Raw genomic sequence first — 26,415 nt, 5'->3', positions numbered from 1 at the left:
GTTGGTACGATATAGATCCAATTGGCAATATTGGTATCATGGTTCTTCGCGAATCGGCTTGTCAATGAGCAATACAACGCTTGTGGTTGCACCGGAGGGAGTCATCGATGTCCGAGGCCATGGTTGGGTATGTTCGGAGCCACCTCGGCGGATCCGCGCCACTCTACTTACAGGTCCGGGATGCGATCGAGAGCTTCATCGAAACCGATGAGCTTCCGCATGGCACCCAGCTGCCGGTTGAGCGCTCACTCGCGGATGCCCTCGGGGTCTCCCGCGTCACGGTACGCAAGGCATACGAGGGCCTCGAACGCCACGGCGTTGTGGCTCGTCGCCGTGGCGCAGGGACCTTTGTCCAACGGAACCAGGTCCAGGGCAGCCTTCGGCTTCTCTCCGGCCTGAGTGATGAAGTCGGCGGCGGAGTCGACACGATCCGAACCCGTGTCGTCGAGCTGGGCTACCACGCTCCCAGCGCGAGCGCCAGACGCGAACTGGGGGTCCCCGACGATGCCCTGTCGACCATCAGGCTCGCGCGCGTCCGTTACATCGGCGACGTCGCCAGCACCTACGAGGTGTCATGGATGCCGGCGGCAATCGGTGCCAGCCTGCTCGGCACCGACATGACCGATAAGTCCCTGTTCCGGCTGCTTGTCGACGAGCAGGGAATCACCCTCGATCACGCCACCGAGACGCTCAGGGCGACCTCACTCGATCGGTTCGAGGCAGAACAGCTCGAGTGCGCACCCGGAACGGCCGTCTTCCTGATCAATCGCACGACGTTCGACTCCGGCGGAAAGCCGGTCGAATACGCCGAGACCCTGCTTCGCGGGGACCGGTTCTACTACGTCACGACTCTCCACGCGGCAGACCAGTTACTCGCTGATCCCGGCAGGGTTACCACGGCGTTCACGCAGGAAAGCGCGTGACGGCATCCGTACCCCGTAGGCTCCGCGACCTGACCCTTCTGCCCGGCCCCGGCGGCACGACGATCGTCGTGGCCTGCGATTCGGTCGGAGGGATCGGTGAACTGCCCGGAGACACTTTTCTCACCGAGAACAGGACAGTCGCCCACTTCGGCGCCCGGGTGCCGCTTCTGGAACTGATCTGCGCCGGCGCGAAACCATCGCTGATCGTCAATACGCTCTCCCTCTCGCTCGGGGCGGGTGGCCTGGAGATGATCGCGGAGTTCCGCGCACTGGCCGGCGAACTGGGGCTCGACCCCGACACCGGCGTCACGGGGTCCACCGAGGATAACGTGACGGTGACAGCCACGGGCTTCGGTGTCACCGCCATCGGCACCGCGTCGGCGCTCACCGTCGGCAGCACCGAACCCGGCGACAGCATCCTCTGCGTCGGTGTGCCACTGAGCGCTCCGGAACACCGGCTGGTCGTCGGCGACCCACGGATGCCGTCACTCGCGGAAACCCTCCGCATCGCCGCGACAGCGGGAGTGCACGAGTGCCTGCCCGTCGGGTCTCGGGGAATCCTGGCCGAACTGGCCGACCTTCTCAGCCCCTCCGGGCTCGCCGCCGAGCCTGTCGCTCACGACCTCGACGTGCACGCGACAGCGGGGCCGTCCACCTGCGTGCTCGTTTCGGCGACATCCGCTGCCGAAACCGTGCTGAGAAGCATCCGCCCCGACCTTCCGATCACGCGCATCGCCACCGTCAACTGCCCCAGACCGGAGCCCTCCAGATGACCTCCCAGACGTCGACACCGTCGACCCTCAACCCCATCCTGCTCGACCGCGCGCTCGGGACCGTCTACGGGGTAGCGCTCGGCGATGCGATGGGGATGCCGGGAGAACTGTGGTCCCGGAAGCACATCCAGGACCACTTCGGACGCATCGACAGGTTTCTCGACGGGCCGGACGGCCACTTCGTCGTGGATGGTTTCGTGGCGGGACAGGTGACGGATGACACGCAACAGATGCTGATGCTCGCTGAGTCGATGCTCTCGACCGGCGGAACCGTCGACGTGGTCACGCTCGCCAGGGACCTCGTCGCCTGGGCGGACCGGGTCGGCGCGTCAGAAGGGCACTTCCTCGGACCGACAAGCGCCCGGGTGATTACGGCCCTCCGCAACGGTGCGGATGCCACGGCCACCGGGGTGGCAGGAACGACAAACGGCGCCGCCATGCGGATTGCGCCCATCGGCATCGTCGGCATGCGGGGTGGAAACCTCGATTGCCTCGTCAACCAGGTCGAGGCGTCGTGCCGCATTGCCCACGGGACCAACATCGCCATCGCCGGGGCCGCGATGGTGGCCGGCTACATCGACAGTGCGATTACATCGGCGCTCACGGCAGATTCGGCCGTCGCCGCCACCGTCGAGACCGCGGCGAAAGCAGCTCTCGATGCGGGATATCGAGGGATGCAGCGGGGCGAAGACGTTGCTGGAGCGTCACTGACCGCACGCGCCGAATGGGGAATCACGCTCGCGGGCATGGGCATCGACGACGATGCGTTTCTCGAGAACATCTACAATATTGTCGGCAGTGGTACGGAAACCACGGAGTCCGTACCGGCCGCGATTGCCCTCGCTGTCAGGGCACAGGCTGATCCGCACCGCTGCGCGCTCCTCGCCGCCAACCTCGGTGGCGATACCGACACGATCGGGGCCATGGCCGTCGGCATGGCGGGAGCGGTTGGAGGGTTTGCGTCGATCGACGCGGACCTCGTCACCACACTCGACCGGGTGAACGGGCTTCCGTTCGCCGATGTCGCCACCCGGCTCGCCGCCCTGAGGCAGAGCTCCACCGAATAAGGCAAGGCATGAAACCGCTCGTCGAACTGCACGTCCATATCGAAGGCACCCTCGAACCAGAAATGGTGTTCGACCTCGCGGCCCGAAACAACATCCGGCTCCCCTACGCCAGCGTCGCCGCGCTGCGCGAGCTGATGCAGTTCGACGACCTCCCCTCGTTCCTCGACCTGTACTACGAGTGCTGTGCGGTTCTCCGCACCCCCGAGGACTTCCGCGACCTGATGCTCGCGTACCTCCGCCGGGCAGCTGCGGCCGGTGTCGCTCACGCCGAGATCTTCTTCGACCCGCAGACGCACACCCTCAGGGGCGTGCCCATCGACGACGTCATCGATGGGCTGCTCGACGGCATCGCGGCCGCGCACCACGATCTCGGGGTGACAGCCGGACTCATCCTGTGCTTCCTTCGTGACCGCCCGGTCGCCGAGGCCGCGGCAACCCTCGAGTCAGCCGCACACCGGGCGGGCGATCTGCTCGGCGTCGGACTCGATTCGGCCGAGGTCGGCTACCCGCCGCACCTGTTCGCCGACGTGTTCGAGCGAGCCCGCGAACTGGGACTCCGAGCAGTTGCGCACGCTGGCGAAGAGGGCCCGGCGGAGTACGTTCTTGAGGCACTCGACGTGTTACGGGCTGAACGCATCGATCACGGCATCCGTTCGATGGACGACCCGGCGCTGGTCGAGCGCCTGCGGAGCGAGCAGACGCCCCTCACCATCTGCCCGTTCTCGAATGTGCGGTTGCGTGCGGTGGCGGATCTCGCCCGGCACCCGTTGAAGCGGATGCTGGATGCCGGGCTTAACGTCTCGATTCACTCCGACGATCCCGCGTACTTCGGGGGTTACATCGATGACAACTATCGCGAGGTCGAAGCGGCGCTCGGTTTGTCGGCCGCTGACCTCGACACGCTGGCCACGAATGCGATCAACTCGGCGTTCATCACCGAGGAGCGGCGCGGTGAGCTGCGGGGCGAGAGGCTCGTCGTAACCGGCGGGCGTCGCGAGTTTTCCATCTAGTCCCCGTGAAGCCGGGGGTATGACAGGGCCCCGAATGTTTTCGTTGAAGCGACTTAGGCTGACGTCGTGAGCCGCAGAGAGGTTCACGACGACAGCACGAGGAGAGCCGCTCATGACCACAATCGGTATTCTGGGCGCCGGCCAGGCGGGAAGCACTCTCGCCCGCGCGGCGATTGCGGCGGGCTATGACATCGTCATCGCCAATTCCCGTGGCCCGGAGACGCTGAGGGGCCTCGTCAGAGCGCTGGGTCCGATGGCGCGTGCGGCGTCAGCCGCGGATGCTGCCGCTGCTGCGGACTTCGCCGTTGCCGCCTTCCGGTACACGCCGACCGACACGCTGCCCGTCGCGGAGCTGGCGGGGAAGGTCGTGATCGACAACAACAACTACATGCCCTGGCGCGACGGTAACTTTCCCGAGGTGACTTCGGGACGAAAGACGATTCATGAGTTGCGGCAGGAACAATTGCCCGAGTCTATGGTCACGAAGGCTTTTACTCACATCCAGTTTCACGAGCGCCACCTGATCCGTGTTCCGAGCGATGCACTCCCGGCGATACTCCGGCTGGCGAGGCCAGCGGGCGCACCCGACCGGAAGGCGCTGGTGGTCTCGAGCAACTACCCGGAAGCTGTCGAGCTGGTGACTCGCTTCTACGACGACCTCGGATTCGACGCGGTCGACAACAGCCCGCTGAGCGAATCGTGGCGCAGCGCGCCCGGCACACCGATGTGGCGCCACCACGTCGACGGGCAGAGCCGCGACGAACTCATGCGCAATCTACAGCGCGCCGAGCGCATCACTTCCTGACTGCTGGCACCCGACGCGCATCCCACAGCCCGGTGGCCCCGGGCTCATAACCCCCGGCGCGTGCGCCTCCGCGGACAGCGCCGCCAACCCGAACAGGAGATGTGTCCCATGAATGAGCAGACCGGGCTCAGCCCGGAAACCACTGAGCCGCGCCGAGGTTATCGCCTCAAAGTAGATGTGTGGGCCGATGTGATGTGCCCCTGGTGCTACATCGGAAAGCGACGGCTGGAAGAGGCTGCACGAATCTTCGGTGCCGCTGAGCCGGGCGAGGCCCGCGACATCGACATCGAGTTCCACAGTTTTGAACTCGAGCCGGACATCGCTATCGGGCACACGCAGCGCGTATTCGACTTCAACGTTATGACTAAGGGGATGAGTCCAAACAGTGCCAGCGCGCTCCTGTCCCGGATCACCACCCGGGCTCGCGCCGTCGGCCTCGACCTGCACTTCGACACCGCGCTGCTCACGAACACGTCGCTCGCGCACCAGCTCATCCACTACGGCAAAGCGCGCGGCAAGCAGCTTCAGACAGAGGAGGCCCTGTTTGCCGCCTACTTCACCCAGGGCCGCAATATCTCCGACATCGAAGAACTCGGCCGGATCGCCGGGGAGCTCGGCCTCGACGCTGTGGACGCCATCCGTTCGCTGGAGTCCAACGAATACCTGGACGCGGTCCGCGCTGATGAAGCCCGAGCCCGGTCCTACGGGATCAACAGTGTTCCCTTCTTCGTCATCGACGGCAGATACGGCGTTGAAGGCGTCCAGAGCGCGGCGGCCATCACCAACGCGCTGGAGCGAGCGTGGGCGGAGAGAGATGGAACGGCCGCCGCTTGAGCGGCCCGAAATTTGTCTTAACGACTCGCCACTGGAACTCTGACGCGAGCATCACGTTCACCGTTGGAGGCTTTTTGATCGCCCTCGGGGGCTTTCTGGTGCGCTGATTCGTCGATGGCTTCGGGCTCCGCTAGAAGAACAAGCCCCGCCGGCCCAAATGAAGACTGGGTCAGCAGCTCAACCCATGCTCGATTCAGCGCCGGCATTTCGCTGGCGGTGTAGTCATATCGCAACGAGAGAGTGGGATGCATCCAGATGGTCGTTCGTCCACCCTCCGGGACTGGCCAGCTGAAGTAACACGACTCGCCTCGGCGTAATTTGGCACCGATCACTATTTGAAGATGCGCTAGCGTGCGGTCTTCAAACTCGATAGGCGTGCCGCCGTCGTACGTAAAAGTACCCATAGAAATCTCCTGAAATCGTCCGTTTGCACGTCCCAGGGTCCGGGGGAATCAGCTACACATCCATACTAGGTCCGCACCAAACCCAGCGCTAATAACTTCTTCTGGCGGGCGTGCTCTGCCAGGGGGAATTAATCAACATCGTTGAGCGCTGCAGGAGGCGCTGACCGACGGACGGACACTGCCACGACCGCACCCGGGCTGTCGCGTTCCTGCCCCTGGACATCGGGGATGGTGGCACGGTTTACCGGAAGTATGGTTTGCGGCGGATCCATTCGGCGATGGTGACCTTGGGTTTGCCGTTCACCATCGTGACCGTGAAAACCCCGGTGTCGACCATCCGGTGGTGGAACCAGCAGAACAAGACTCCGTTATCGAGATGGGTGGGCCCGCCTTCGGAGTGCGGGATGATGTGGTGGGCTTCGCAGCCGGTGGCCGGGATCTGACAGTCCGGCATCGCGCAGGTCGGTCCGTCGCGGGCGATCATGCCCATTCGCTGCGTCCGGTTGAACCCGCGCTGGTCGTTGCCGAGGGCAACGACAGTGCCGTCGGGGTCGATGAACACCGGGATGATGCTCGCATCACACAGAATCTGCGTGATCGTTGACGCCGCCACCGGGCTGTTCACTCCCACGATCTGTCCGGTACCGGACTTCGAGTCGATCACGTCCGCGTTGACCGTGACGACGACGGTCGGTGCAGCGCCGGTCACTGATGGTGCGTCCCCGGAGCGGGCAAGGGCGTCGATCATCGCGGCGAACACGTCAGCGCGTTGCTGTCCCGCGGTTCGCCGGGCCCGGATGGGTTCCTCCGGCGTCTGGTCCGGAGTCTGGTCCTGCGTCTCGCCCGGTGTGGCATTCGGGGCCACGTCCGCCCCGGCGGGATCGGTTGTCTCGTACCGGTCCGCGGTCTTCGGACTCAACACCGCATCGAGTAACGCGTGGAGTTTCGCGCCGACGTCGACGGTGACCTGCCCTCCGAACTTCACCAACCCGTCCTTCGCGGCGCGGGCGATCCAGAAGTCACGTTTCTGGAACGCTTTGTCGGTCAGGGGTTCGATCCCGTCTTCGTCCAACCGGTCACGCCACTGCCGAGCCTGAATACCCACCAAATCCGCCGACATCGGTAAGCCGTCACGCCAGCCAGCACCAACCGCCTCACTGACGAGAGTGCGCTCGGCAATAGCGAGGTGTTCCACCTCGGCACGGGGCGCGGCCAGCGATAGTTCCCGGGTGATCGCTTCGGCGGTCTCCACCCCGATCAAACCCTGACGGAACGCCTCCCCCACCACCGGAAACAACGGCGGCAACGGGAACCCAGCATCGGTGAGCCTCCGGCAGGTCCGTTGCCCGACCCGGATCAACCGTGACGCGGCAGCCGAGGACACTCCGGTGATCACCTCGATCAGGTGTGACGGACGCTGGTAGTTGTGCTTCACCGCCAACCCATCGTTGCCGCGCGCCGGGTCGGACCGGTCCGCGACCTCGGCACTCAACGCCGCGAGGACCGCTTCACCGGCACGCACCACCCCGGCGACCTGGCCCAACTGCGTCAGCAACTGTTCGCCGGTCAACCGGTCCAGATGATCCAAGTCAAGAACATCAACCACCTGACCCAGGTGCGTGAGCAACCCGGTAAGCGCACTCTCCCCCTCCGGCACCGACGCCGGCGGAAAGTCGCTCACCGCGAGGCTCATGACACCCGCACACCCCCACGAGCCGAGGCGAGGACATGACGCCCGGCCAGAGCGAAGTTCGCCACACCAGAACGGTGACGGATCGGACTGCTGACCGGGATGTTCATAACCTCAGTACACACCCAACCACTGACATTGAAACCGGGCGCCACGGGCATCGTTCCCGAGCCTTCGCAGGCGTCCAAACGCCACACCAGCACGGGTGCGAATCGGGCTGCTGACCGGGATGTTCATGACTTAACTACACACCCAACCCCTGACATTGGAACCGCCACATTGCGGGCCTCGCACCGACACCATCCCGGGCGCTCGGACGCGACCCTGTAAGGGTGCGGATTGCGCAGTTGACCGGGATGTTCATGAATTCAGTACACAGCCAACCACTGACATCGGCGTTGACCGAGGTTCAGGCTCTGACCCCGCATCCGGCACCGACTTTGGTGCCCGGGGATCAGGGGCAGTGGCGGTTTTTCGGGAGGAGATTCGCCGGGGCGAAGCGCGACAGCGGGCTGGCCGCCCGGTTTTTCCTCCCGGGGCTCCAATGGCACCTCCGGGACTCCATTGACGCCTCCGGAACCGGGGTGATTCCTCCGGGACCGTGGCGGCATTTCCGCGAGCATGCCTCTTACCGAGGCGAGACGACCTGCGCGTTGCTTCTCGCTGCTTTCAGGAAGGCGCTCGCAACATCCCACAGACCGGTCACCACAACCGCCGCGGCGGTGATGCCCGAGATCCACCTGGCGGTGTCGGCATTCCAGTCGACGCTCGACAGGAACGACCAGTCGAAGACCTGGTCGGTCGTGAGCAACCAGAGTGCAGGAATCATGAACAGCAGGCCGACGCCGAGGTTCACAGCAGCGAGCGCGTGCGTCCAGCGCCCAACCGCGAAGAGCACCACGGCGAAGACGGCCTCGAGAACCAGCACAGCGATCAGGTACGGCAGCCAAAAATTCGACAGGTGCTCCTGCAAAACCAGAACCGGTTTTCCCTCCAGATACAGCAGGGATCCGACCCGCTGCCAGAGGAGCAGGCCGATGAAGAAGGCAAGGAGAATTACCGTCGCGATCGTGTCAGCGAGCGAGACCTGATTGCGTCGCTCGATCGGCGGAAGCATCTCAGGAACCCACGCCCTGAGCCCGAGGGAGCTGCGGCGGGCACCCGTGCGTTGCAGAATTGCGAACACGAGGGTCACCCAGAACGCCACCTGAATCAGCAGACCGATGCTTGCGCTGAGAGCGGCGCTGAAGGCGGTGATTGGATCTTCCGGCTCGATGACCATCCGAACGACAAGCACACCAACGAAGGATGTCGCGCCCACGATCCAGAGGAGGAGCTTCAGAACGCGCACCCACGAGAGGTAGAGATCGGGTCCGATCAGGTACAGCGGCTGCTCGGCGTAGCGTGCGGCCAGCTGACGAGGGTCACCAAACTCCGTGAGCACCGTGCTCTCCGCCTCGGCAGGCGCCTGGCCACTCTCAATCCGCGCCTCGACGGCATCCGTTATTGATCCGCGCAGTTCACGATCGATATCGTCGCGCTTCTCTTCGGGGATGGACTTGAGGGCGGCGAAGACGTAGCGGTCGGTGAGAGTCGTCATGATCGTCCTTCGTTGAGCTGGTGAATGGAGGAGTGAAGGTCATCCCACTCCGCGAGGAGCAGGTCGAGCAGTTCGCTGCCCTTCTCACTGGTGGTGTAAAACTTGCGGGGCCTCGCCTCGTCTGTGTCCCAGGAACTGGTCAGCAGTCCCTGCTTTTCGAGGCGGCGCAGGAGCGGGTACAGCGTGTTTGCCTCGACGGCAAACCCCGCTTGCTCGAGAGCTTCAAGGAGGCCGTAGCCGTATCCGGGTCGCTTCAGCACGGACAGGCAGGCCACCACGATCGTGCCCCGCCGCAGTTCCTGCAGGTGTCCGCTCAAGAGGTCGTCGTCCATGCTCACACCATAGTGTGTGTCACACACTATGCGCTAGTCGCACACCATGTTGTAGTACGCCATTCTGGCTGTCAATCTCTGACAGAACCGCTGTAACGAGGACGCTACCTCGGACCGGCAACACCAATCAGATTGCCCTCCGGATCGGCGAAATGGCCGACCACGAGCGCGCCGCTGGGATTGCGCGCTGGACCGAGCACTCGAGTGCCACCCAGCCGCTCGGCACGCGCGAGCGCGACTTCCACATCGTCCACCCCAACGTAGAAGAGAGCGTGCGGCGCGAACTCGTGCCCGCCTCCGATGCCGCCCGCAATGGGACCCCCGGCCGCGTCACCGACGAACCCGTACTCGCCCGCCTCCGAGATTTCCGGGGCAACGGGCGAATCGGTATCGGCAGTCCAGCCGAACAAAGCGGAGTAGAACCGTCGCAAAGCACCCGGGTCCCGACCGATGATCTCGAAGTGAACGACGGGATTGGGCACGGCTCCCCCTTCGAGAGATGGCGCTCGTCACGGCGATGCAGCCCGCCCGTCGGCGACCCCAATGATGCGGACACTGTACACAGCTGCGTGCCCCGTGTGAAGGGTGCCGCCGTGGTGGACTCTTTGCCCCGGTGAGTGGTTAGGTAGGCATGCGTCACCGTCGGAGTTGCCGCGTCTGCGAAAGGAATCACCGTGAAGACCTTTACCCTGCCGAACACCGAAATCGTCGCCCCCAACGTCATCCTCGGACTCATGCGCATTCCCGACAAGACGGACGATGAGGTCCGGGAGCTCGTACACACCGCCCGGGATGCCGGCATCGACTTCTTTGACCATGCGGATGTCTACGGGAACGATCTGCACGGATGCGAGCGACGATTCGCGGAGGCGATGAAGCTGAGCGCGTCGGATCGCGACGCCATCACCATCCAGACCAAGACCGGGATCGTGCGGGAGGGACCGTACTTCGACTTCTCCTACGAGCACATCATCGAGTCGGTCAACGGATCGCTCGAGGCGCTGCAAACGGACCGGATCGACATCCTGCTCCTCCACCGCCCCGATGCCCTCGTCGAACCGGAAGAAGTTGCCCGCGCCTTCGATGAACTTGAAAGCGCCGGCAAGGTGAAGTCGTTCGGCGTCTCGAACCACACCCCTCGACAGATCGATCTGCTGAAGCGATATGTGCGGCAGCCCATCGTGGCCAACCAACTTCAGCTCTCGATCACCCACGCTCCCATCGTGACGCAGGGCGTCGCGGCGAACATGCTCGGCGAGCAGCAGTCGGTCACGCTCGACGGTGGTGGGATCGTCGACTACTGCCGCCTCAACGACATCACGATCCAGGCCTGGTCGCCTTTCCAGGCCGGGTTCTTCACCGGGGTCTTCCTCGGATCTCCCGAGTACGCGGAGCTGAACGCCGCCATCGATCGACTTGCCGCCCAGTACGACGTGCCGCCGATCGCGATCGCAACGGCGTGGATCACCCGCCACCCGGCCCAGATGCAGGTGGTGCTCGGAACGACGAACCCAGAACGCGTTGCCGGGGCTGCCCTCGGCTCTGAGATTCCGCTGACGCGCGCCGAATGGTACGAGTTGTTCCGCGCGGCGGGCCACATCGTTCCGTAGGCCGCACCGGCAGCCCTTCACGCACAACAGCTTCCGGTGCCAACCTCATGAGGTTGGCGCCGGAAGCGTTGGTGATCGGATGCTCGGCGTCAGTCTTCACAGAAGGCCGCGTCAACTGCCTTCGTTACTGCCCTGTAAGTGTCCATCATCCGGGGCTCGTCCTCCTCGGCGATGAAGGCCCAGGGCAGAGCAGTGACGGCAACGCTGAATGCCGTTCCGTCGGCTGCGACACCATTGCGAGTCTGAAAGCCGTGGATGTCGCCACCGTGGCCCCAGATCACGCCGCCGCAGCTCAGCGGGTAGCTCTGCAAACCGAGGCCGTACCCCGCTCCAGGCCACAGGCCTTCATCGGCCGGCACGGTCTTCTGCATCTCAGTTGTCATCCCCTCGCCGAGCAGTCGACCGTCGAGAACCGCCCTCATGAACTCATTCAGGTCGCTCGGGCTTGCGACGACCTGGCCGGCGGCCCAGCCCCATGACGGGTCGAGTGTGCTCACGTCGTAGAACTCGCCATCCGCGTCCTTGTGATACCCCGAAGGGTGCTCCCCGCGGAGTGACATTTCGCCGACCGTCGGGAAGTAGGTGTGCTCAAGCCCCAGTGGCTCAATGATCCGCTCGGTGATCACCTCGAAGAGCGGCCGTTCGGCCAGGCGTTCGATCAGAAGGCCGAGCACCAGGTAGTTCGTGTTGCTGTACTGCCAGCGCTCACCGGCGGCAAAGCCCGCCGGCTTGCTGAGCGCGATATCGAGGAGGTCGCGCGGCGATGTGTAGACGCCCTGTGCCTTCTCAAAGTCCATCGCGATCTCGTCGGCGTATTCGGGGAGTCCTGACATCTGCTGCAGCAAATGACGCACGGTGATGCGGGTGCCGTCGATGCCATCACCCGTGACCAGACCCGGCAGGTAGCTGTCGATGGGCTCATCAAGAGCGACCTGACCGTCCTCGACGAGCTGCAGCACGGCGACGGATGTAAACGTCTTCGAGTTGCTCCCGAGCCGCACTTCCCCGTCGACGGGTACGGGTTCGTCGGTCGTGAGGTTCCCGACGCCAGCCACGTAATCCTCGTGCTGCCCGTCGGGGCTGGTGAATGAGGCGAGCGCTGCGGGAAAGCCGAGATCGACCAGGCCGTCGAGGTGTTCCTGGATGACCGAACTCTTCGCGGTCTCCTCCTCCTCCACCGGCGCGGCATCCGACCACGCACCGGCACCCCACGCACCGGCCACCAACGCTCCGACGGCCAGCACGCTGGTCGTCGCGAGGATGACGCCACGGCGCCTGCTCGGCTGGGATTCCGTCGGTTCGACGGTGTTCTGTGATTCCTGCTGGTTCATGGACATGTCGTTTCTTCCCTTGTGATGAGGTGGTCCATGCTGCGTGAGCTGGATCGTGTTGAGACTTCTGCTGTCCGAATCGGACATGTCCAGCCTCGCCAGATGCACACGCTCGCGCCCCGCCCGGAGGAACAGGATGAGGACTGTCCTTGAGGATGGGGCGCCGACGGAGCGACCGCAGCACTCTGGGGACATGACGAATTCCACATCACCAGCCCTCGCGATTCGCGGGCTGAGTAAGTCCTTCTCCGGACATCCCGCGGTCGAGGACGTCTCATTCGACGTCCTCGACGGCCGGGTTGTCGGTCTCCTCGGCCCCAATGGCGCCGGCAAGACCACCACCACCCGCATGATCCTCGGCCTCGCCTCTCCCGACAGCGGCGAGGCGCTCATCCACGGACGCCGGTACCGCGACCTCGAGCAGCCGGCCCAGACCATCGGGGCACTCCTCGATTCGGCAGGATTGCACCCTGGCCGCACCGGCAGGGAGCACCTCCGCATCGCCGCAGCGCAGATCGGCGTGGCACAGCCCCGGATCGACGCCGTGCTCAATGAGGTTGACCTGAGCACAGCGGCCGATCGACGGATCGGTGGCTACTCGCTCGGCATGAAGCAGCGACTCGCTCTGGCAGCAGCGCTGCTCGGTGAGCCGTCCATCCTGATCCTCGACGAGCCGGCCAACGGCCTCGACCCTGCGGGGATGCACTGGCTTCGCGAGCTCATCCGTTCCTTCGCGGATGCCGGCGGCTCAGTCCTCCTGTCGTCCCACGTCCTGTCAGAGGTGGCGCTTGTCGCCGACGACATCGTCGTGATCGCAGCGGGCAGGGTCGCGGCATCCGGCGACCTGCGTTCCACCGTCGACGCCCACGGAGGAGACCTCGAGAGCTACTATCTCGACCTCACCTCGACAAGTGCGGGGGTGCGCTGATGATCCGCGCAGAACTGCTCAAGGTCACCACGACTCGAGCCACCAAGGCAGCGATCGGCGTCGGCATCGCCGGTCTCATCGCAACACAAGTCACCCTCGTTACCGTTCTGCCCGCCCTCGCGAGCGGCGCCATCGGCCCCGGCCGGGAAGCGCTGGGAGATGACCTTCCCGCGTTCGAGCTCACCTCAGCGGCGGCACAGCTCGCCGCGGTCAGCCCGCTCGGTTCTTCAACGGGCGCTGGCTCCATCGGTATCGCGGTGCTCGCGGTCCTGATCCTCGGCGTCCTCGCGGGCACCACCGACTACCGGTTCGGCGGGATCGTTCCCACGGCACTTGCGGAACCCCGTCGTGGACGAATCCTCACGGCGAAGGTGGGCGCAATGGCCATCGTCGGGGCGGTTGTCGGGGTCGCGTACGCGGTCGTCAGCGTTGCGACGCTGCTGATCTCGCTCGCGCTCGCGCAAACCGACCTGGCCGTCAGCATTCCGGACCTTCTCGGGGTGCTGGGACGCGGTGCTCTCGTGGTGCCCCTGCTCGGGCTCCTCGGCCTGGCCATCGGCATCCTCGCGCGCAATCAGCTGGCGGGAGTGCTCATTACGCTCGGCGTGCTCCTGTTCGAACTGATCGCGCAGGCCACCATCCAGCTCGTCACCGGCTCATTGCCGGTCTGGGCGCAGCTGATGCCCCTGTCACTCGGACAGGCGGCCGTCTCACCGGGCGTGGCGGGCAGCATCCCGCCTCTCATCGCCGTAGCGGCACTCGCGGCGCTCGTGGCCGTGGTGACGGCAGCGGCGGGAGCGGCAATGCGATCCCGTGACATCTGAGCACCCCGTGCCGGACAATGGTCGGATGACCACACCACCCCGTCAGAGCAGCGTTCGCAACGCGCTCTGGCGGGGTACTCCCGTTGTGCTGACGGCTCTCCTCGGCATCGGCTACGTGATCGGGGTGGCAGTTATCGACAGCGAGTCCGCCGGCCAGAGATACCCCTGGCTTCCCGGCGTGATCGTGCTCGCCCAGGCGGCGACCCTGCTGGGGCGGTACCGCGTCCCCGTTGTCGTACTCATCGCTACGTCGGCGCTCGATGTCCTGATGCTGCTCATCTCTTCCGGAGAGGCGAGCACCGGCACCTTCGCGGTCATCATCGCCGTGTATTCGTATACCCGCGAGCGCCGCGAGGCCTCCCATTACCTGCTTCCCGCTGCCATCGCTGTGGCATCCGTCATCGTCACGATCGTCACCGTGCAGTCCAGCCTCGAAGTGCCCGGCGAGCTGGCGCTGCCGTTCGCATTACTGCGTGCGGCTCTCACGTTCGGCCTGCCGGTGATCCTTGCCGAGGTCGTCGACGGTCGCGCCAGGCTCGTTGAGGCGTTGCGTGAACGGGCGGATGCCGCCGAGAGAGAAAGAGAACGTCTGGCGCAGGATGCCGTGCGTGAGGAGCGCGCACTCATGGCACGGGAACTACACGACATCGCCGCCCACCACCTGACGGGCATCATCGTCAGCGCCCAGGCCGCTGACGCGTTGCGGGCGACGGATCCGGACCGCGCTGGTGAATACATCCGCCGCGTTCAGAGTGACGCTCGAACCACGCTGAATAACCTTCGCCAGACGGTCGGCCTGCTCCGCGCCGACGGAGAGGGTTCGCTCGCCCCCGTTCCGTCAATCGAGCAGCTGCCGGGACTCATTGCCGAGGCATCCGCCGCGGGAAGCCCTGTGTCGCTGTCGGAATCCGGTACTCCGGTCGATATCGGCCCGCTCACCGGCATCACCGTCTACCGGATGGTGCAGGAATCCCTCGCAAACGCCGCCAGGCACGCACCCGGGTCGCCTCGCACCGTCGAGGTGGATTACGGCGAGAATGCCCTGCGCGTGACCGTGCGGAACGGGCCGGGTTCGCGGGCTGTGGCCCAGGAGGTGGACTCCCGGCCCCGGTTCGGCCTCGTCGGCATGGCGGAACGCGCCGACCTGATCGGCGCGAGGCTCACAACCGGGCCGAGCCCCGACGCCGGCTGGGCGAACACCCTCGAGATCCCCTACGACGGAGTGCAGTCATGATTACCGTTGCCATTGCCGACGACCAGGCCATCGTGCGGGCCGGCCTGTCCGTGATCCTCGACCAGGAGGAGGACATCCAGGTGGTCGGTGAGGCGAAGGACGGCTATGAGGCCGTTGCGCTCGCGAAGGAGCAGCACCCGGACGTGATCTGCATGGATATCCGGATGCCGGGACTCGACGGTATTTCAGCGACGAGAGCGATCGTCTCCGATCCGGCGAACACCACGAGCGTGCTCGTCGTCACCACGTTTGATCTCGACGACTACGTCTTCGGAGCGCTGGAAGCTGGCGCTGCCGGCTTCCTACTCAAAGGAGCCGACGAGCAGACTCTGCTCGGTTCCATCCGTTCCGTCGCCCGCGGTGACGGAACGCTCGACCAGCGCCTGACCCGAAGGGTGATCTCCGAGTTCGCCAACCGAAGGAGGCGACCGGATCGCATCCAGACCCCGCCTTCTGTGCCGCTCACCGCCCGGGAACTGGAAATTCTGGCGCTTCTGAGCGAGGGACTCTCCAACCAGGAGATCGCAGAGCGTTTGTTCATCGAGCTCACGACGGTGAAATACCACCTCGCCGGCATCCTCACCAAGACCGGGGCACGGGACCGGCTGCAGGCCGTCGTGTGGGCCTTCACCAACGGTGTCGCTCCGTCGGGGATGTAAGGCGGGGACGTGCTGAATCAGATGGACCGTTCCCTGCTCCAGGCCTGCCCCATCACGCTCGCACGACGTGCCGATCCCCGCGGTAAGCGATCGGCGGACTCGTGCGAGCCCACCGATCGCCCTGCGCCGCTCCGAGCTAGTCCTCGAGCGCGAAACTCGTGTACTGCTCGGCGTTGTTGGCATCGATCACAACGCAATCGATGGACTGTTTCTCTTCAGCACCGGTCTCACCAGTGCGGATGAACTCGTCAGCCTGCTGAACGGCCATTTGCGAAATAAGCACCGCCGGCTGCAGGCCGGTCGCAACGAGCTTGCCGTCCTTGATGGCCTGCACCGCGTCGGGGCTGCCGTCGAAGCCGACGATCTTGATCTTGTCGAGCAGCCCTGCAGCCTCGACGGCCGCAACGGCACCGAGCGCCATCGTGTCGTTCCCGGCGATGATCCCCTGGATGTTGGGATCACGCTGCAGCAGCGTCTCGACCTTCTGGAACGCCTCGTCCTGGTTCCAGTTGGCAGTTTCTTTCGCCGCTGGCACCAGGTTCGGGTACTGGGAGATCACGCTCGCGAAGGCCTCCGACCGCACACCGGCGTTGGTGTCTGACTCTTTGCCGGTCAGTTCGATGTACTTCCCACCATCGGGAAGGGCAGCGACGAACGACTCGGCAACGGCGGCCGCGCCCTGAGCGTTGTTGGCAACGATCTGAGCCTTGGCAATTCCGTTCTCGTTGATCTCCCGGTCGATGAGGAAGACGGGAACCCCCGCTTCCTCGGCTTTGGTGATGGGACCGATCGATGCGTCAGCTCCCGCGTTGTCGAGGATGATCGCTTTGGCACCCTTGCTGATGGCCGAGTCGATGAGTTCGCTTTGCTTATTCGGGTCGTCGTCGTGGGACGCGACGGACGTCTCGTATCCGAGCTCCTCCGCTTCTGCCTTGGCGGCATCCGCCTCTGCCTTGAAGAAAGGGTTCTCCTGTGCCGGAGTGATGATGGCGATGAGGCCACCGGCCTCGCCGGAACCATTGCCGGAGTCCCCGGAACTGCCGGAGCCCCCTGAGCCGCCTGAACAACCGGCCAGGCCGACGATGGCGAGCACTGCGATTGTCGCCGTCAGAATCTGTCGCTTCATTGCTTCAGCCTTTCGTTTTCTTGGTGTGCCGCGGTGCACCCACCGCGGTGTGGGGTCTCGTCAGGGCGTGGTTGGGGCCGATGCCGGTTCAGCGTGGTTGCCGGCGGCAAGAGCCGCGTTCTTCGACCGCTTGATCCGCTGTTGAGCCTGGTCCAGCATCACGGCGAGGATGATCACGGCACCCTTGATGGTGATCTGCCAGAAGGTGGAAACACCGACGATCACGAGTCCGTCACTGAGAAAACCGATGACGAAGGCGCCGATGAGCACGCCGCGTACGTTTCCTCGGCCACCTGTCAGCGCGGCGCCACCGATGACCACAGCCGCGATGGCGTTGAGCTCGAATGATTCCCCGAGCTGGGGAGCAGCGCTCGTCAGCTCAGAGGAGATGATGAGACCGGTTGTCGCCGCGCAGAATCCACTGATCATGTAGACGCGCAATTTGACCTGACGCACCGGCACACCCGAGAGTTCAGCGGCACGCTCATTCCCTCCGGTGGCGTAGACCCAGCGACCGAACGGCGTGCTCTTGAGAACAAAAGCGGCGACGAGGGCGAAAACGACCATGATCCAGATGGCGGTCGGAATGCCAAGAAGACGGCCGCCGCCGATGATGTTGAAGCCTGTGTTTCCCAGGGCTTCCTCCCCGCCAAGGCGCGGATAGGTGGAGCCGTTTGAAATGAGCAGCGCGGCACCGCGCGCGACGTATAACATCCCGAGGGTCGCGATGAAGGGTGCGACGTTGAACTTCGTCACGAGCAAACCGTTGACATAACCGACCAGGGTGCCGACGGCGAGTGAGCAGAGGACCACGACCCACACAGGCGGGTACACAACGACGCCGAAGGCATCAAGCTGCCACCCCTGCAGCAGCACACCGGCGACGACACCGGACAGCCCCACTGTGGAACCGACGGAGAGGTCGATGCCGCCCTTGAGTATGACGAAGAGCATGCCGAGCGCAAGAATCGCGTTGTATGCGACGTGTTTGGTCATGGTCAACAGGTTGTTGAACGTCAGGAAGGAATCGGAGAGCAGCGCGAAAATGATGATCAGGACAATGAGAGCGATGAACGCGCGCCCCTCGAGAAGGATCCCGAGGTAGTCGATTTGTCGCTTTCCAGCGCCGTTGTCTCGATTGCCGGGCCCACCGCCGTCGGTCGACGGACGCATGCCCGTTGTGGTTGCAGTCACTTCACGAGTCCGTTCTCTGGTTTCGCAGCTTCGGTTGATTCGCCTGAGGCCACCATCAGGCCTTCTCGGTCTGTGTGTTTCGGATCGAACTCGCCGACGATGCGGCCCTTCGAGAGCACGATCACACGGTTGGAGACGCCGAGGGCTTCCCCGACCTCGGACGTGGCGAAGAGGACTCCAAGGCCGCGTTTTGCCTCACGCGCCATGAGTCCGAAGATCTCCGCCTTCGCTCCCACATCTATGCCTCGGGACGGTTCGTCGAGCAGGATCACCTCCGGCTCTGTCATGAGGATTTTGGAGATCACGACCTTCTGCTGGTTTCCACCCGACAACGAGGAGATAGCGGCATTGGGACCCGACGTTTTGACGCGGACATCCGAGACCACCTTGTCGATGCTGGCGCGTTCGCTGCGTCGGTCCAGGACAATCCCTTTGACGAAAGCAAGCAGATTCGCCAGCGATGCGTTCTCACCTACCGACATGGTTTGAACCAGACCGTCGCGCTGCCGGTCCTCGGGCACGAGCGCGAGTCCGAGTGCGATGCGCTCGGCGACAGATTCTCCCTGGATCACCCGCCCCTTCAGCCGAACTGTTCCGGATTGGATCGGGATGCGCCCGGCGAGTGCTTCCAGGAGCTCCGTGCGGCCGGCTCCCATCAGCCCGTAGAGGCATACCACCTCGCCGGCGCGGACAGAGAGGGAGAGGTCGTCGACGGCCAGGCGCGCCGGGTTGGACGGATCGGCGATGACAATGTTCTCCAGTTCGAGAACTGGCTCGCCGAACTCCTCGAGGAGATCCGGTGACAGGTCGCCAACGTCCCGGCCAACCATGTTCGAGATGACCCAGCCGAGGTCGATCTCGGCGCGGTCGCCTGTGGCTACAAGATCGCCATCGCGGAACACTACGGCGTGGTCTGCAATCTCGAGCGCCTCTTCGAGGTGGTGTGAGATGTAGACGATGGCGACGTTCTCGGCGGTCAGTTCGCGGATCAGTTTGAACAGCACCTCGACCTCGCTTCCGCTCAGCGCGGAGGTCGGTTCGTCCATGATCAGCACCCGCGCATTTCCGGCGAGCGCCCGGGCAATCTCAACCACCTGTTGCTGGCCAAGACGGAGGTCTCCGACAAGAGTCCGAGGGTCGAGCCGCTCCTCGAGCCGCGTCATCAGCCGCGCGGTTGTCGCGTTCTCCGCACCGTAATCGATCACAACACCACCTCTGGTGCTCTCACGTCCCATGTAGATGTTGTCTCGAACATTGAGGTTGGGGGCGAGGCTCAGTTCCTGGTGGATGATCGCGATACCTCTGGATGCCGCATCGACGGTGTCTCGGAGGCGCAACGGTTCACCGTCGAGCTCGAGGGTGCCGGATGTCGGGGACTCGACGCCGCTGAGGATCTTCATCAGCGTTGATTTACCCGCTCCGTTCTCACCGAACAGCACGGTGACGGCCCCTCGTCGAATCGAAAAATCGACACCTTTGAGTGCCCGGGTGGCCCCGTAGCTTTTCGTGATTCCGATGGCGCGCATCACAACGTCGTTGTCGCTCATTGCCCCACCTCAAATTTCACCGGAACGACCGAGACAAGTGCCGGGTTCACCCTGGTGAACGCACCGGTCACCGTGACGGTCTTGCCCTCGAGGACTGCGGGGTCGACATCGGCGAGCACTTGCTCCTTGACGAGGGTGTTGAGCGCGGTCGCGACTTCCTGAAACTCGAGCTGGTTGGTGAAGTCGTTGAACTTGACGGTCCCCGTGGCATCCCGAATCGCTGTGCCATTGATGGCCGGGCCGATCTGGACCTGCACGACTGTTCCCTCGGGGAGCCCGTCGACAGTGACCGGCAGGATCGATCCGTTGGGTGCACCGGCGATTCCGGTAAACGTGACCGGGTATGAATAGGCGCTGGACGACCCGGCGGTGTTCCCGAAGTCCGCTTCGTCAGCTCCTGCCGCGAGTTCACCGAGGAGCGTTGCGAGATCCACCGCGTCGTCGCTGATCGCCGGAGCGATGTCCTCCTCGAAATGCTCGGCAGCGTACTCGTCGGGTTCGAAGGCGCCCGCTTGCGAGGCTTCTGCGGCCGCGTCGATCGACAGAACCCGCGTGCTGGTTATCGCAGCCACGATCACGGCGATAGACAGCACAACGCCTGCGAGTCTCACATAAAGGCGACGACGTGGTGCGGTGAGGGACATTAACCGCTCCTTTGCGGGTCAGGTGTCTCATGCAGTGGCGACAGGTCACTCGACATTGAGGATGCTGCGTTATTTTCGGTTACTTCACGGCGTGCCCATCCTCTCCCACAGGAGTCGTTTTGGTCAACCGGTTTGCCTGAATCCGCTTCGATAACGGCGCTGACGCCGGAAGCCACTACCTCAGCCGACGATGGCCCACCCGTGCGCCGCGAGCCGTCCCGGGGTCTCCCGCGTTGCCGGATCCGCAGCCAGTACACCGCCTTCAACGAGTGGGAACGTGTCATCGCCGAGGTTCAGGGCGACAGTGAGGCTCTCCCCCTCCCAGACCACATCGACCTCGAGGTGCTCATTGCTGAGAGCGCGCGGTTCCGCGGTCGTGGCGCGGTGAAGCCACGGGTGGCGCCGCCGCAGGCCAAGAAGCTCCTGGTAGAGCGGCTCGATCGCGGGGTCGACGACCGACACCGAGGCGGGACCGTCAATCGGGAACTCCGGGCGAATGACGTCATCACCGCCGGCGCGCTCCTCCTTCACCCCGCGGAAACCCCACTCGTCACCGGCGTAGACCGTCGGAGTTCCCCCGAGCGTGGCCAGCAGCACGATCGCGTGCGGGTGATGACGGGCATCCGTGATCGCGGATGCGATCCGGGTGACGTCGTGGTTTCCGATGAAGGTCGTCGGAACAAACGAGCTGAGCATTTCATTGTGGCGGCCGAGCGCCCAGGCCAGCTCCCAGAGATTGCCCTCGTCGATGCTCGACCAGATCGCCTTCCACAGCTCGTACTGGGTGACGCTGTCGACGGTTCCCTCGCTGACGAACGCGGCGTACTCACCGTGGATCACCTCGGCTTCGAACCAGGCATCCGGATGAGTACGGCGCACCTCGGGCAGAACTGCCGCCCAGAAGTCTGTCGGCAGCCGGTACGCGGCATCCAGCCGCCATGCATCAGCACCCCGGTCGAGCCAGTGCCGCATCACGTCGACGACGAGGCGTCTGGTCTCCGGCTGCGCCGGGTCGAGTTCAACCAGGGCGTCGTGGCCCTCGAACGCGACCAGGCCCCCGTCGCTGGTTCGCTTCAGCGCCTCTGAGTCCTGCGCAACGAGCGGGTGCTCGCGTCCGACGTGGTTGAAGACGCCGTCGAGCTGGACGCGGAGGCCTCGTGCGCGCGCCTCACCGACGAGGGCTGCGAAGTCCTCATGGGTGCCGAGGCGAGGGTCGATGCTGAAGTGGTCGGTGGTGTCGTACCCGTGCGTCGACGACGCGAAAATAGGTCCGAGTGCGATTCCCGACGCGCCGAGTTCGATGACATGGTCGAGCCACGGGATCAGGCGGAGCAACCGGTGTTCATCCGCTGTTGCAGGCCCAGCGTCTGTCTCGGGAAATGCGCCGACGAACCCCAGCGGATACACCCGCCACCAGATCACGTGGTCCACCCATTCGGGTCCGGTGTGGGCTGTCACGGATCCTGACGTTTGGCTCATTACTTGACGATACCCGCTCGGGGTGGGCCCCTGAGAAATGCGGGCGACCGCGCCCGACGCGGGTGCGTCGGGCGCGGTCGTGAATGCTCTAGACCGTTTCGATGTCGGAGAAGAGCCCGGTGAAGGGTGTTCCTGTGCCCACAAGCCGCTGGAAGAACTCGCCAGCGGCGGGTGTAGCGACAGCGGCTGAGGCATCGTCGTAACTGTCGAAGTACAGGTCGAGGGTGCGATGCGACGGCGTGGGAGTTCCGTCTTCCTTGGGCCAGACCTTCGCGGACTCCGTGCGGCGCAGCCCTGGGAGTTGCTGGGCCAGCGAGACGATCTCGGGGTAACCCGCTTCAAACGCGTCCGCGTCGGCGGGGTTATCGATGATGATGGTGATCTTCGTGGGCATTTGCTTCTTTCCTTCCAGTGGGTTTGTGTTCGTTTGGGTGTTTGCTCGTTGGGTTGGGGCAGGCTCAGTTCGGCCGACCGTAGGTTTCGAGGAGTCGGAGCCAGACCTCGCTGATGGTGGGATAGGAGGGAACGGCGTGCCAGAGCCGGTCGATCGGGACTTCACCGACAATCGCAATGGTTGCCGAGTGCAGCAGGTCTGCGACATCCTGACCGACGAAGGTCGCCCCGGCGACGATGTGGCGGTCCTCATCGATGACGAGTTTCGCGTGGCCTTCGTAACCATCGGCGTGCAATTTCGCTCCCGCAACCCAGCCGAGGTCGTATTCCACGACTTTCACATTCATTCCGCGAGCGCGCGCTTGCGCTTCGGTAAGGCCGACTCCGGCAACCTCGGGATCGGTAAAGATCACGTGCGGCACGGCCGCGTCATCAGCGGTTGCGACGTGGCTGCCCCAGGGAGCATCATGCACGTCGCTGCCGCCGAGCCTGGCAGCGATAACCTCGCCCGCGGCGCGGGCCTGGTACTTGCCCTGATGCGTGAGGAGCGCGCGTCCGTTCACGTCACCGACGGCGTAGAGCCAGTCGGTGCCCGTGACGAGCATGGTGTCATCGACGCTCAGCTTCTCTCCGGGGGTGAAGCCGACCGCGTCGACGCCGAGGTCGAGGGTGTTCGGGCGGCGGCCAGTGGAGATGAGGATTTCGTCCGTCACCACCGTGCTGCCGTCGTCGAGTGTGGTCGTTACAACGCCGGCCTCGTCGCGGTGAACACCCGTCGGACTGACGCCGATGCGCACGTCGACACCCATCTCCCCGAGAGCCTTCGTGACGAGTTCCCCAGCAAGGGGTTCTTCGCGTTCCAGAAGAGGACCCCGTGACAGAAGAGTCACGTCGGAGCCGAGAGAGGCCCAGGCTGTGGCGAGTTCGGTGCCGGCGACACCTCCGCCGAGCACCAGCAGCCGGGCCGGAGCGGTCGACGCACTGGTCGCTTCGCGGGTTCCCCACGGGTTTGCCGCGGCGAGCCCCGCGATGTCGGGCAACACGGGAACGGAACCTGTCGCGACCGCGACGGCCCTCGCTGTGTAGTTCCGGCCGTTCACGTCGAGGGTGCGTGCGCCGGTGAGGCGAGCGTGACCCCGGATCAGATCGATACCGGCGGAGTTCAACCAGTCGACCTGGCCGTCATCCTTCCACTCGCTCGTGAACGTGTTCCTGCGGGCAAGAACCGCCGGAACATCCAGTTCACCGGTGACCGCCTGCCGAGTGCCCTCCAGTCGCTGGGCGGCACGAAGAACGTGCCCGCTGCGCAGCAGCGCCTTGGAAGGCATGCACGCCCAGTAGGAACATTCACCACCGACGAGTTCCGATTCCACGATCGCGACCCGGATGCCACGCTTCGCGGCGTAATCAGCCACGTTTTCTCCGACGGGGCCTGCCCCGATCACGATCAGGTCGTAGTCAGGGACGGACCCCTCGAATGCGCCGGCCATCAGGCACGCACCGAGCGAGTCAGGCGGATGGCGGAAATCAGGAAGAGCACGCCGCCCAGGGTCGCGTAGCCAGCGATTGAGGTCACCATGGTGGATCCGCCAAGTCCCTGAGCGAGGAACGCGAAACCAACCAGGACCGACAAACCGCCGCTGACGATCAGCGGCACCTGGCCACCGAGCTTGCGGCGAATCAGGCCGGTCACCAATTGCGAGGCGCCCGAAAGCACCGCCCACACGCCCCATACCGCGAGTACCGCGCCTGGAGACACGAGCGAGGCCCAGCCAAGGGCAACGGCGGCCAGCACACTGCTGACGATGTTGATGATTTCGCTGGCCCGGGACCGTGACGTTGTTCCAGCCGCCCGCAGCTCGGTCAACACGGAGAACGCGTCAACCAGCGGGTAAATGATCACGAGAACCGTGAGGAGTGGCGCCGCGTTCGGAGCCACAAACGCCAGCAGCAGTGCCCAGACAAGGGCAAAACCGAAGCGGGAGAAATAGACCCGGCGCAGTGTCCTCGCAAGAGGCACGGCCGCACGGGTGTCGATGGTTGTCACCAGAATTCCTTTCACAGAGTTTATGTAGACGAACTAGTACCCCTACAATGGACACTCTAGAGTCGTTACCGACAGCAACGCAAGCAAAACGTTCAAAAAAGGGAGCACCGTGGGTGAAACAACGCCGATGACGCCTGGGGTGACCGGTAGCCGGCGGGGCGACGCCACGCGTGCTCGCATCCTGGATGCCGCGACCGAGTTGATCTATGCGAACAGCATCCGCGGAACGAGCGCCGACCGGATCATTGAGCAGGCGGGGATCACGAAGGTCACGTTCTATCGCCACTTCAAAACCAAGACCGACCTGGTTGTTGCCTATCTCGAGCGGCAGGCCTCAGGAGAGCGGGAGGCACTCACCTCTGCTCGGGCTCAGTCAGACCCTGCGCATGCGCTTGAGAACATTGCGGAGATCATCGGATCGGCGAGTTGCATGCCGGGATTCAGGGGATGCCCGTTCATCAACGCGGCCGCGGAGATCGCCGACCCGGGTGACCCCGTCAGAGTCGTTGTCGATGCGCACCGAAGGTGGACCCTCGAGCTGTTCACCGCCATCGCGGCGGACGCTGGCGCCAGCGACCCCGACACTATCGGCGGTCAACTGATGATGCTGCGGGACGGCGCCATGGTCAATGGCTACCTCAGCGACCCCGAGGAGATCGCCGGGAGGTTGCGAGTGGCTTATGCCGCGGTCATCGTGGCCGCACGCATACCGAACTGACCTGGAACGGAAACCGCGCCCATCGCGGGTCAGCCGACCCGTTCGAACACCGCGGCGAGCGCCTGCCCACCACCGATACACATGGTCTCGAGGGCCAGAGTGCCGTCCAGGTCGGACAGCTCGTTCGCGAGGGTGGCGAGCATGCGGATGCCTGTTGCGGCAATCGGGTGACCGATCGAGATTCCACTGCCGCGCGGATTGAGGCGCTGGTCCTCGGCATCGATACCCCAGTCAGCCAGGCAGGCGAGCACCTGCACCGCGAAAGCCTCGTTGAGCTCGATGACATCGAGGTCAGCCAAACCGAGTCCGGCTCGCGCGAGTGCCAGCTCTGTTGCCGGCACCGGAGCGATCCCGAACCGCCGGGGGTCGACCCCGGCGACAGCCCAGGATCGAAGGCGAAGGGCCGGCACGAGTCCGAGCACCCTCGCGTGCTCTGGTGTGGTGACGATGCAGGCAGCGGCAGCGTCATTCTGGCCACTCGCATTACCGGCCGTCACCGTCGCATCCGGATCCTTCTTCGCCAGGAGAGGAGTGAGCGCCGCGAGCGCGTCCAGTGTCGAATCGGCGCGAGGATGCTCGTCGCGATCGACGACAATGTCACCTCGCCGGCCGGGCACCGTCACGGGAACGATCTCCGCGTCAAACGCACCTGATGCCTGCGCCTGGACAGCGCGCTGGTGTGACCGGAGTGCCAAAGCATCCTGAGCGTCGCGCCCGATACCGTACTCGGCGCGGAGGGTTTCGGCGGTTCCGACGTTTCCGTCCGGTGTCGGGTAAAAACGGCCACCGACAGTCTCACGGCCGCGCGCGAGGGCGTCGCGGAAGAAGTACCCACCGCGGGGAGCACCCCGTCGTCCCTCCTCGGTGTAAAACGGAGCGTTCGACATGGACTCCACCCCGAGCGCGACCACGGCGTCGCTGACGCCGGTCTGCACTTCCATCGCGGCGTTCATCACGGCTTGCAGGCCACTCCCACACCGCCGGTCAAGTTGGTAACCGCCGGTCGTGGTCGGAAAACCTGAATCGAGCGCTGCGACCCGTCCGAAGGCCGGTGCCTCCATGGTCGGGTAGCTTTGGGCACCGATCACCCCGTTGATTGCTCCGGGTTCCACGCCGGTTCGTTCGAGGAGCGCCCGGAGAACGGTTGTGGCGAGTTCCAGAGCGCTGAGGGGCGCCAGCGCCCCTCCCATTCGCCCGACCGGGGTGCGGAGGGGCGAGCAGATCACGACCTCACGCATGGCAC

The 26,415-nt window shown here is 64.6% G+C and carries 27 protein-coding genes; 12 read left to right on the top strand and 15 right to left on the bottom strand.

The window, feature by feature from the left end:
• The first annotated feature begins 107 nt into the window (after positions 1–107).
• The 6 genes from AC1X6S_RS07180 to AC1X6S_RS07155 all read left to right on the top strand — a co-directional run bounded on the left by AC1X6S_RS07180 (position 108) and on the right by AC1X6S_RS07155 (position 5,412).
• Complete coding sequence (locus tag AC1X6S_RS07180; protein WP_483405081.1) at positions 108–923, top strand: GntR family transcriptional regulator; 816 nt, start codon at positions 108–110, stop codon at positions 921–923.
• On the top strand, positions 920–1,696 hold the full coding sequence (locus AC1X6S_RS07175) for a hypothetical protein (RefSeq protein WP_483405080.1): 777 nt from the start codon (positions 920–922) through the stop codon (positions 1,694–1,696). Before AC1X6S_RS07180 ends, AC1X6S_RS07175 begins: the two co-directional genes overlap by 4 nt.
• Entirely contained in the window at positions 1,693–2,763 is a 1,071-nt protein-coding gene (locus AC1X6S_RS07170) for an ADP-ribosylglycohydrolase family protein (protein WP_483405079.1), read from the top strand. Before AC1X6S_RS07175 ends, AC1X6S_RS07170 begins: the two co-directional genes overlap by 4 nt.
• Positions 2,764–2,771: 8 nt before the next feature.
• Entirely contained in the window at positions 2,772–3,773 is a 1,002-nt protein-coding gene (locus AC1X6S_RS07165; protein ID WP_483405078.1) for an adenosine deaminase, read from the top strand.
• 112 nt (positions 3,774–3,885) lie between these two features.
• Positions 3,886–4,578 (top strand): NADPH-dependent F420 reductase, encoded by a 693-nt coding sequence (locus AC1X6S_RS07160; protein ID WP_483405077.1) that lies wholly within the window; start codon positions 3,886–3,888, stop codon positions 4,576–4,578.
• Between the two features lie 108 nt (positions 4,579–4,686).
• Complete coding sequence (locus AC1X6S_RS07155) at positions 4,687–5,412, top strand: DsbA family oxidoreductase (protein WP_483405076.1); 726 nt, start codon at positions 4,687–4,689, stop codon at positions 5,410–5,412.
• A gap of 17 nt (positions 5,413–5,429) precedes the next feature.
• Here the strand turns inward: AC1X6S_RS07155 and AC1X6S_RS07150 are convergent, their stop codons facing one another.
• From AC1X6S_RS07150 to AC1X6S_RS07130, 5 genes are all read right to left on the bottom strand, one after another.
• Positions 5,430–5,816: a DUF7882 family protein gene (locus tag AC1X6S_RS07150; RefSeq protein ID WP_483405075.1), complete on the bottom strand. Its 387-nt coding sequence runs from the start codon at positions 5,814–5,816 to the stop codon at positions 5,430–5,432.
• Between the two features lie 241 nt (positions 5,817–6,057).
• Positions 6,058–7,509 (bottom strand): HNH endonuclease signature motif containing protein, encoded by a 1,452-nt coding sequence (locus AC1X6S_RS07145; protein WP_483405074.1) that lies wholly within the window; start codon positions 7,507–7,509, stop codon positions 6,058–6,060.
• Between the two features lie 625 nt (positions 7,510–8,134).
• Positions 8,135–9,106 carry a permease prefix domain 1-containing protein gene (locus tag AC1X6S_RS07140; RefSeq protein ID WP_483405073.1) on the bottom strand — a complete coding sequence of 324 codons (972 nt, stop codon included), beginning with the start codon at positions 9,104–9,106 and terminating at the stop codon, positions 8,135–8,137.
• On the bottom strand, positions 9,103–9,438 hold the full coding sequence (locus tag AC1X6S_RS07135) for a PadR family transcriptional regulator (protein WP_483405072.1): 336 nt from the start codon (positions 9,436–9,438) through the stop codon (positions 9,103–9,105). The genes AC1X6S_RS07140 and AC1X6S_RS07135 overlap by 4 nt, the downstream gene beginning before the upstream one ends.
• Positions 9,439–9,542: 104 nt before the next feature.
• A complete protein-coding gene (locus AC1X6S_RS07130) occupies positions 9,543–9,920 on the bottom strand; it encodes a VOC family protein (RefSeq protein ID WP_483405071.1) in 378 nt (125 codons plus the stop codon).
• A gap of 192 nt (positions 9,921–10,112) precedes the next feature.
• Between AC1X6S_RS07130 and AC1X6S_RS07125 the strand changes: the two genes are divergently transcribed.
• Complete coding sequence (locus AC1X6S_RS07125; RefSeq protein WP_483405070.1) at positions 10,113–11,048, top strand: aldo/keto reductase; 936 nt, start codon at positions 10,113–10,115, stop codon at positions 11,046–11,048.
• Positions 11,049–11,137: 89 nt separating this feature from the next.
• Here AC1X6S_RS07125 and AC1X6S_RS07120 read toward each other — a convergent pair whose 3' ends face one another.
• A complete protein-coding gene (locus tag AC1X6S_RS07120; protein ID WP_483405069.1) occupies positions 11,138–12,385 on the bottom strand; it encodes a serine hydrolase domain-containing protein in 1,248 nt (415 codons plus the stop codon).
• Positions 12,386–12,572: 187 nt separating this feature from the next.
• Between AC1X6S_RS07120 and AC1X6S_RS07115 the strand changes: the two genes are divergently transcribed.
• The 4 genes from AC1X6S_RS07115 to AC1X6S_RS07100 are packed head-to-tail and all read left to right on the top strand — an operon-like array spanning position 12,573 to position 16,024.
• Entirely contained in the window at positions 12,573–13,307 is a 735-nt protein-coding gene (locus tag AC1X6S_RS07115) for an ATP-binding cassette domain-containing protein (RefSeq protein ID WP_483405068.1), read from the top strand.
• A complete protein-coding gene (locus AC1X6S_RS07110) occupies positions 13,307–14,131 on the top strand; it encodes a hypothetical protein (RefSeq protein WP_483405067.1) in 825 nt (274 codons plus the stop codon). Before AC1X6S_RS07115 ends, AC1X6S_RS07110 begins: the two co-directional genes overlap by 1 nt.
• A 25-nt stretch (positions 14,132–14,156) precedes the next feature.
• Positions 14,157–15,365 carry a sensor histidine kinase gene (locus AC1X6S_RS07105; RefSeq protein WP_483405066.1) on the top strand — a complete coding sequence of 403 codons (1,209 nt, stop codon included), beginning with the start codon at positions 14,157–14,159 and terminating at the stop codon, positions 15,363–15,365.
• Positions 15,362–16,024 (top strand): response regulator, encoded by a 663-nt coding sequence (locus AC1X6S_RS07100; RefSeq protein WP_483405065.1) that lies wholly within the window; start codon positions 15,362–15,364, stop codon positions 16,022–16,024. The genes AC1X6S_RS07105 and AC1X6S_RS07100 overlap by 4 nt, the downstream gene beginning before the upstream one ends.
• A 136-nt stretch (positions 16,025–16,160) precedes the next feature.
• Here the strand turns inward: AC1X6S_RS07100 and AC1X6S_RS07095 are convergent, their stop codons facing one another.
• The 8 genes from AC1X6S_RS07095 to AC1X6S_RS07060 all read right to left on the bottom strand — a co-directional run bounded on the left by AC1X6S_RS07095 (position 16,161) and on the right by AC1X6S_RS07060 (position 24,454).
• Complete coding sequence (locus tag AC1X6S_RS07095) at positions 16,161–17,150, bottom strand: substrate-binding domain-containing protein (RefSeq protein WP_483405064.1); 990 nt, start codon at positions 17,148–17,150, stop codon at positions 16,161–16,163.
• A gap of 60 nt (positions 17,151–17,210) precedes the next feature.
• Positions 17,211–18,344, bottom strand: a complete 1,134-nt coding sequence (locus AC1X6S_RS07090; RefSeq protein ID WP_483405063.1) for an ABC transporter permease — start codon at positions 18,342–18,344, stop codon at positions 17,211–17,213.
• Positions 18,341–19,891, bottom strand: coding sequence for a sugar ABC transporter ATP-binding protein (locus AC1X6S_RS07085; protein WP_483405062.1), 1,551 nt, complete (start codon positions 19,889–19,891; stop codon positions 18,341–18,343). The genes AC1X6S_RS07090 and AC1X6S_RS07085 overlap by 4 nt, the downstream gene beginning before the upstream one ends.
• Positions 19,888–20,535 carry a DUF2291 family protein gene (locus AC1X6S_RS07080; protein WP_483405061.1) on the bottom strand — a complete coding sequence of 216 codons (648 nt, stop codon included), beginning with the start codon at positions 20,533–20,535 and terminating at the stop codon, positions 19,888–19,890. The genes AC1X6S_RS07085 and AC1X6S_RS07080 overlap by 4 nt, the downstream gene beginning before the upstream one ends.
• Before the next feature lie 180 nt (positions 20,536–20,715).
• Entirely contained in the window at positions 20,716–22,014 is a 1,299-nt protein-coding gene (locus AC1X6S_RS07075) for an alpha-amylase family glycosyl hydrolase (protein ID WP_483405060.1), read from the bottom strand.
• A gap of 88 nt (positions 22,015–22,102) precedes the next feature.
• Positions 22,103–22,408 carry an EthD family reductase gene (locus AC1X6S_RS07070; RefSeq protein WP_483405059.1) on the bottom strand — a complete coding sequence of 102 codons (306 nt, stop codon included), beginning with the start codon at positions 22,406–22,408 and terminating at the stop codon, positions 22,103–22,105.
• Positions 22,409–22,472: 64 nt separating this feature from the next.
• Complete coding sequence (locus AC1X6S_RS07065; RefSeq protein WP_483405058.1) at positions 22,473–23,897, bottom strand: dihydrolipoyl dehydrogenase family protein; 1,425 nt, start codon at positions 23,895–23,897, stop codon at positions 22,473–22,475.
• Positions 23,897–24,454 carry a hypothetical protein gene (locus AC1X6S_RS07060; protein ID WP_483405057.1) on the bottom strand — a complete coding sequence of 186 codons (558 nt, stop codon included), beginning with the start codon at positions 24,452–24,454 and terminating at the stop codon, positions 23,897–23,899. Before AC1X6S_RS07060 ends, AC1X6S_RS07065 begins: the two co-directional genes overlap by 1 nt.
• A 109-nt stretch (positions 24,455–24,563) precedes the next feature.
• Between AC1X6S_RS07060 and AC1X6S_RS07055 the strand changes: the two genes are divergently transcribed.
• Positions 24,564–25,172, top strand: a complete 609-nt coding sequence (locus AC1X6S_RS07055) for a TetR/AcrR family transcriptional regulator (protein WP_483405056.1) — start codon at positions 24,564–24,566, stop codon at positions 25,170–25,172.
• Positions 25,173–25,201: 29 nt separating this feature from the next.
• Here the strand turns inward: AC1X6S_RS07055 and AC1X6S_RS07050 are convergent, their stop codons facing one another.
• Positions 25,202–26,410: an acetyl-CoA C-acetyltransferase gene (locus AC1X6S_RS07050; protein ID WP_483405878.1), complete on the bottom strand. Its 1,209-nt coding sequence runs from the start codon at positions 26,408–26,410 to the stop codon at positions 25,202–25,204.
• Positions 26,411–26,415 lie beyond the last annotated feature (5 nt).

This window comes from Mycetocola sp. Y442 (assembly GCF_056898615.1).
Note: the sequence above shows the minus strand (reverse complement) of the source record. Positions and strands in the feature narration are given on the sequence as shown.

Bases quoted from the DNA above. Each gene is read 5' to 3' on its own strand.
- AC1X6S_RS07180 (WP_483405081.1), top strand. From the start codon at position 108: ATGTCCGAGGCCATGGTTGGGTATGTTCGGAGCCACCTCGGCGGATCC.
- AC1X6S_RS07170 (WP_483405079.1), top strand. From the start codon at position 1,693: ATGACCTCCCAGACGTCGACACCGTCGACCCTCAACCCCATCCTGCTC.
- AC1X6S_RS07165 (WP_483405078.1), top strand. From the start codon at position 2,772: ATGAAACCGCTCGTCGAACTGCACGTCCATATCGAAGGCACCCTCGAA.
- AC1X6S_RS07160 (WP_483405077.1), top strand. From the start codon at position 3,886: ATGACCACAATCGGTATTCTGGGCGCCGGCCAGGCGGGAAGCACTCTC.
- AC1X6S_RS07155 (WP_483405076.1), top strand. From the start codon at position 4,687: ATGAATGAGCAGACCGGGCTCAGCCCGGAAACCACTGAGCCGCGCCGA.
- AC1X6S_RS07150 (WP_483405075.1), bottom strand. From the start codon at position 5,816: ATGGGTACTTTTACGTACGACGGCGGCACGCCTATCGAGTTTGAAGAC.
- AC1X6S_RS07145 (WP_483405074.1), bottom strand. From the start codon at position 7,509: ATGAGCCTCGCGGTGAGCGACTTTCCGCCGGCGTCGGTGCCGGAGGGG.
- AC1X6S_RS07140 (WP_483405073.1), bottom strand. From the start codon at position 9,106: ATGACGACTCTCACCGACCGCTACGTCTTCGCCGCCCTCAAGTCCATC.
- AC1X6S_RS07135 (WP_483405072.1), bottom strand. From the start codon at position 9,438: ATGGACGACGACCTCTTGAGCGGACACCTGCAGGAACTGCGGCGGGGC.
- AC1X6S_RS07120 (WP_483405069.1), bottom strand. From the start codon at position 12,385: ATGTCCATGAACCAGCAGGAATCACAGAACACCGTCGAACCGACGGAA.
- AC1X6S_RS07115 (WP_483405068.1), top strand. From the start codon at position 12,573: ATGACGAATTCCACATCACCAGCCCTCGCGATTCGCGGGCTGAGTAAG.
- AC1X6S_RS07110 (WP_483405067.1), top strand. From the start codon at position 13,307: ATGATCCGCGCAGAACTGCTCAAGGTCACCACGACTCGAGCCACCAAG.
- AC1X6S_RS07105 (WP_483405066.1), top strand. From the start codon at position 14,157: ATGACCACACCACCCCGTCAGAGCAGCGTTCGCAACGCGCTCTGGCGG.
- AC1X6S_RS07100 (WP_483405065.1), top strand. From the start codon at position 15,362: ATGATTACCGTTGCCATTGCCGACGACCAGGCCATCGTGCGGGCCGGC.
- AC1X6S_RS07095 (WP_483405064.1), bottom strand. From the start codon at position 17,150: ATGAAGCGACAGATTCTGACGGCGACAATCGCAGTGCTCGCCATCGTC.
- AC1X6S_RS07085 (WP_483405062.1), bottom strand. From the start codon at position 19,891: ATGAGCGACAACGACGTTGTGATGCGCGCCATCGGAATCACGAAAAGC.
- AC1X6S_RS07080 (WP_483405061.1), bottom strand. From the start codon at position 20,535: ATGTCCCTCACCGCACCACGTCGTCGCCTTTATGTGAGACTCGCAGGC.
- AC1X6S_RS07075 (WP_483405060.1), bottom strand. From the start codon at position 22,014: ATGAGCCAAACGTCAGGATCCGTGACAGCCCACACCGGACCCGAATGG.
- AC1X6S_RS07070 (WP_483405059.1), bottom strand. From the start codon at position 22,408: ATGCCCACGAAGATCACCATCATCATCGATAACCCCGCCGACGCGGAC.
- AC1X6S_RS07065 (WP_483405058.1), bottom strand. From the start codon at position 23,897: ATGGCCGGCGCATTCGAGGGGTCCGTCCCTGACTACGACCTGATCGTG.
- AC1X6S_RS07050 (WP_483405878.1), bottom strand. From the start codon at position 26,410: ATGCGTGAGGTCGTGATCTGCTCGCCCCTCCGCACCCCGGTCGGGCGA.